Source organism: Flavobacterium sp., from assembly GCF_044377315.1.
Classification (GTDB): Bacteria; Bacteroidota; Bacteroidia; order Flavobacteriales; family Flavobacteriaceae; genus Flavobacterium.
Map to the genome: position 1 here is coordinate 1 of NZ_JBILJG010000050.1, position 4803 is coordinate 4803.

Genomic DNA, 4803 nt, shown 5'->3' on the forward strand with positions numbered 1-4803 from the left:
ATTGTCTAATTTTTGAATCAAATTATACGCTTTTACTAACTCTTGAATACTCGCTGATGGATTTTTAAAATCAAAATTTTTCTCCACTGCATTTAAGATTTCACCAATTGCATTTCCGCCATTTACACGGTTCCATGATGTGTCAATTCCTTCAAAAAGATTGGTTTTGTCTGTTATATTTTCGCCTTTTAAAAGCTCTAAATATTCGTCTTCTTCTCCACGAGTACCAGTATTTCCAAAACCTTGCGACTGATGACAACTGCGACTTAGTGCAGCAATTTCTTGATTAGATTTTCCAACCGATTGATAATAAACGCCTGTTTGCAATTTGCTCAAATTGGATTTATCGGCTTTTTCAAACTTTTCTTTGCTTCCGTAAAACCACCAAGAAGTATTGAAAAACAAACGCTTAGGTTGCCAAGTAGTAACCAAGCTCAACTGATTTGGAAAAACAGTTTTGTCATTTGCCATATCAAAAGCATCAAAACTCAACATAGCCGAAGCAGTATGATGTCCGTGAGTAGTTCCTGGCGAACGGTGATCAAAACGATTGATAATAACATCGGGTTGAAACTTACGAATTGCCCAAATTACATCGCTCATTACTTGATCTTTATCCCAAATTTGAAGTGTTTCGTCAGGATTTTTTGAAAATCCAAAATCGTTTGCTCTCGAAAAAAGTTGCTCACCACCATCTATTTTACGGGCTTCGATGAGTTCTTGTGTTCGAATAACGCCTAATAATTCTCTCAATTCTGGTCCGATAAGATTTTGTCCGCCATCGCCGCGAGTTAGAGATAAATAAACTGTTCTCGCCTTTTTTTCGTTGGATAAATAAGAAATTAATCGCGTATTTTCATCATCAGGATGCGCAGCAATATATAAAACCGAACCTAAAAAGTTCAATTTTTGAATTTGATTGTAAATCTCAACTGAATTGGGTTTGGCTGGTCGCTGCGAAAAGGCGTATAAACCAATAAATAAAAGTAGAAATGAAGTAATTATTCGATGCATTTGCGTTTGGTTTTGGCAATAGCTTCAAATATAAAGATTATTATGAGTTGAAATGTATTTTTTGAATTTCTTTAACAAATGAAAACTACAAATTTCCTGTTTTTGTTTTCTGACTTACATAATTTAGTTGATGTTCGGCAACATAATTTCTAAACAAAGTAAGCAATGATTCATAATATTTTTGAAGGTTTTGAACATTCACCGCTGGGCGACTATCAATTGGGATTGTTATAGGCATTTCCTTTAAATACTTGGATAGTTCAGGAAAATTTTCTTGAATTACCATGGTCAATTTCATAATCTTTGCATTAATTTCTTCTTCGGTTTCCATTGCATTCAAAATTTAAGTATGATTTTTTAGAATGGTAAAATTACGTATTAAAAATGAATTTATCTGTTAAATAATTATATACGCGTTCCGTAGGTAAACCAACAACATTTGAGTACGAACCTTCTATTTTAGCTATACCGATTAAACCAATCCACTCTTGAATTCCGTAGGCACCAGCTTTGTCAAATGGTTCATAATTTTTAAGATAATAATGAATTGCGTTATCAGATAATTCTGAAAAAGTTACACGTGTAATTTCGTGAATGGTTTCAGAAGAATGCATCGTTTTGAAACAAACCGAAGTAATCACTTCATGTGTAGCGTTGGATAAAGATTTTAAAATTTGAAAAGCATCGTCATAATTTTTTGGTTTCCCTAAAGCTTTCTCGTTTTGCCAAACTATTGTATCGCTTGTAATTAAAATTTCATTTTGTGACAACTCATTACTGAAAGCATTGGCTTTTAATTCGGCTAAAAAGTTGGTAATTTCTGCTGCTTTTAAAGTTGGTGGATAAATTTCTTCAATATCTTTCATCCGAATTTCAAAATCTAAATCTAAATCTTTGAAAAATTGCTGGCGTCTTGGCGATCCAGAAGCTAGGATGATTTTGTACTCTTTTAAAAGTTCTTTAAGCATTGTAGTTAATGTTAAGAGTTACAATAAAAACCGATACTATTCCGAAGAAAATAATCCATTTTAAAATTTTGCTTAATTGCGAAAAATCAGCTTTTGAAGTAGCATTCCAAACTTTTACCAAGCAAAAAAGCAATGGTGCTACCACTAAAACCAAAGTGTAAACTGTGGCATAATACAACTCATTTACCATCAAATGTTCATTGACATAAATGAGCAATACAACCGTTGAAATTGCTAGTAAAACAGCCACGATTTTGGTCGTCCATTTTATACCAATAGTAATAGGAAGCGTGCTCATTCCTTGGCTTGTATCGCCTTGAATATCTTGCATATCTTTTACAATTTCACGAATAAAATTGATTACAAAAGCAAAAATGGCATAATCTTTCAGAATAGAAAACATCAACGTCATGGATTGACGATTATCATCGGCTGTTGCAGGAAAAATATCGAAAACACCCACAATCAAAACGCTAATACTCAGTAAAAAAGCAACGGCTAAGTTCCCAATTAAAAGCATTTGTTTGAGGTTGGTTGCATAAAAATAAAGCAAAGCCGAAATCAGGATAAAAATAGATGCAAAACCTGGTCGCATGATTAAATTTGATAAATAAAATCCAATAGAAACACCAACCAAAGTCACACCAGCGTAGATATAATAAGCTGTTGTTTCGGAAACCGATTTACCAACAATTACCTTTTTGGGTTTGTTTTCTTCATCAGTATCTTGGTCAAAAATATCGTTGATAACGTAACCACCAGCTGCAATCAAAACAGTTGAAAAAACCAACAAAGCATATTGCCAGTGTGTTAAAGCGGTTTCAACATTTTGCAATTTTAAAAAACCGTATCTAAAAATCAGCTGCATAAAAGCAAGCAAAAGTAAATTCTGGAAACGTATTAATTTTAGGTATTTCATGTTTTGGAATTCATTTGGGCAAAAATAGTTTTTTAAAGAAATTCAAATGCAAATTCTTGAATAATTTTGTTGAAATTTTAATAAATTTTAAACTTCAATAGCGCTAATTTTTTCAAAATTCAATTCAGAAAAATCAGAAATCACCCAATTAGCTAAAGAATAATCTTGTAATTTGGAGTTGGGACTATCGTAACCTATGCAATAAATTCCAGCAGCTTTTGCAGCTTTTATTCCGTTGGTGCTGTCTTCTATTACGATGCAATTTTCTTTTGGACAATTAGATAAAAGAACAGCGTGATTAAAAATGGCTGGATCAGGTTTGGAGTTTTCAAAATCTTCACCCGAAATTATATGCGTAAAATATTGATGCAAATTAAAACGATTGAAAATTCGATTAATCGTAACCTTTGCCGATGAAGAAGCAAGGATTAATTGCATTCCGTTTTGGTGTAATCCTTTTATTAAATCTTCAACACCATCAAGCAAATGTAAATCTTCTTTTTGGTCAAAAGCTTCATTGAAAAGTTGTCGTTTGGTATCTATCAATACCTCAACATCTTGAGATAATTGAAAATGGTGTTTCAATTTTTGAAAAACATTTCGAGTCGAATTTCCTGTAAAAGAAGCATACATTTCGGGAGAAACGAAAATAGAAAGTTGTTCAAAATGTTGTCTGAAAGCATAATGATGAACAGGCTCAGTGTCAACAATTACGCCGTCCATATCGAATATTACGGTTTGTATCATTTTGTTTATTTTATTTTGATAGTGTCATTATTTACTTCTATCCACCAAAATTCTCATCCTTAAAACCTATCAAATACAACTTGTCTTTGGCACGTGTAATGGCTGTATAAAGCCAGCGAATATAATCTCTATCGATGCCATCTGGCAGATATGGTTGTTCTACAAAAACGGTATTCCATTGGCCACCTTGCGATTTATGACACGTTATGGCATACGAAAACTTGACTTGCAATGCATTGAAATATTCGTTTTCTTTCACTTTTTGAAACATTTTATACTTAGTTTCGCCTTCATAATCTTTCATCACTTCTTGGTACAATCGGTTGGATTCATCGTATGTTAACGAAGGTGATTCGCTAGTAATTGTATCAAGCAATAGCACGGTTTCAAATGGTTTTTGGTTGGGATAATCGACCATTCTTATTTTGACATTAGCAAACTTAAAAGTGTACAATTCTTTGATAGAGAAAATCTCTAAAACTTCAATTATGTCGCCATTGGCAATAAATCCGGCTTCGTCTTTTTCTTTTAACCAAAAATAATTATTCTTAACTACCATCAAATAATCGCCCGTAGAAAGTTCGCTTTCTTTATCCAAAATTTTGGAACGAATTTGTTGGTTATATTGATTGGCTCTTTTGTTGGAACGCACAATAAATGCCGTATCTTCAATGCTATAATTGCTATAAGCTTGGTTGATGGCATCTTGAATATCATAACCATCCGTAAGCCGAACAATATCTTTGAAACCTTTTAATTGAAATTGAAAATCGTCAATAAAATGGCTTTTGAGTAGTTCTCGCAAATCGGTTGCGTTGTACAAAATTCCGGAGTTTTCTTCCTGACGCATTACTTCATCAAGTTCGATACTGTGAACGGTTTTGTCATAATGCATGGCAAGCGTTTCGGTTTCTAATGCTGGACTTACATCTAAATTTACAGGTGGCAACTGCGCTGTATCGCCCAAAAGAATCATTTTGCAATTGGTTCCCGAATAGATATATGAAATCAAATCGTCGAGCAAGCTACCGTTTTCATAAAGTTTAGAATCCGAACTTGTATCAGAAATCATCGAAGCTTCATCGACTATAAAAATGGTGTTTTTGTGTTTGTTTTGTTGCATGGTAAACGAAACGCCACCACCACTCGACTTCT

Annotated in this window: 6 protein-coding genes; all 6 read right to left on the bottom strand. The window is 33.4% G+C overall.

The window, feature by feature from the left end; all coding sequences use genetic code 11:
• Window positions 1-1014 (bottom strand): PIG-L family deacetylase (locus ACIQ66_RS11220; protein ID WP_396212885.1); only part of this gene is annotated, 1014 nt, incomplete at its 3' end.
• Between the two features lie 85 nt (window positions 1015-1099).
• Window positions 1100-1345: a hypothetical protein gene (locus tag ACIQ66_RS11225; RefSeq protein WP_396212886.1), complete on the bottom strand. Its 246-nt coding sequence runs from the start codon at window positions 1343-1345 to the stop codon at window positions 1100-1102.
• 40 nt (window positions 1346-1385) lie between these two features.
• A complete protein-coding gene (locus tag ACIQ66_RS11230; RefSeq protein ID WP_396212887.1) occupies window positions 1386-1982 on the bottom strand; it encodes a Maf-like protein in 597 nt (198 codons plus the stop codon).
• Window positions 1975-2901, bottom strand: coding sequence for a geranylgeranylglycerol-phosphate geranylgeranyltransferase (locus ACIQ66_RS11235; protein WP_396212888.1), 927 nt, complete (start codon window positions 2899-2901; stop codon window positions 1975-1977). The genes ACIQ66_RS11230 and ACIQ66_RS11235 overlap by 8 nt, the downstream gene beginning before the upstream one ends.
• A gap of 87 nt (window positions 2902-2988) precedes the next feature.
• Window positions 2989-3648 (bottom strand): HAD family hydrolase, encoded by a 660-nt coding sequence (locus ACIQ66_RS11240; protein ID WP_396212889.1) that lies wholly within the window; start codon window positions 3646-3648, stop codon window positions 2989-2991.
• A gap of 37 nt (window positions 3649-3685) precedes the next feature.
• A partial coding sequence (locus ACIQ66_RS11245) for an ATP-dependent RecD-like DNA helicase (RefSeq protein WP_396212890.1) occupies window positions 3686-4803 on the bottom strand: 1118 nt, incomplete at its 5' end.

What these genes read in the sequence shown, in the direction of transcription:
- ACIQ66_RS11230 (WP_396212887.1), bottom strand. Translation starts at nt 1,982, where the DNA reads ATGCTTAAAGAACTTTTAAAAGAGTACAAAATCATCCTAGCTTCTGGA.
- ACIQ66_RS11225 (WP_396212886.1), bottom strand. Translation starts at nt 1,345, where the DNA reads ATGGAAACCGAAGAAGAAATTAATGCAAAGATTATGAAATTGACCATG.
- ACIQ66_RS11235 (WP_396212888.1), bottom strand. Translation starts at nt 2,901, where the DNA reads ATGAAATACCTAAAATTAATACGTTTCCAGAATTTACTTTTGCTTGCT.
- ACIQ66_RS11240 (WP_396212889.1), bottom strand. Translation starts at nt 3,648, where the DNA reads ATGATACAAACCGTAATATTCGATATGGACGGCGTAATTGTTGACACT.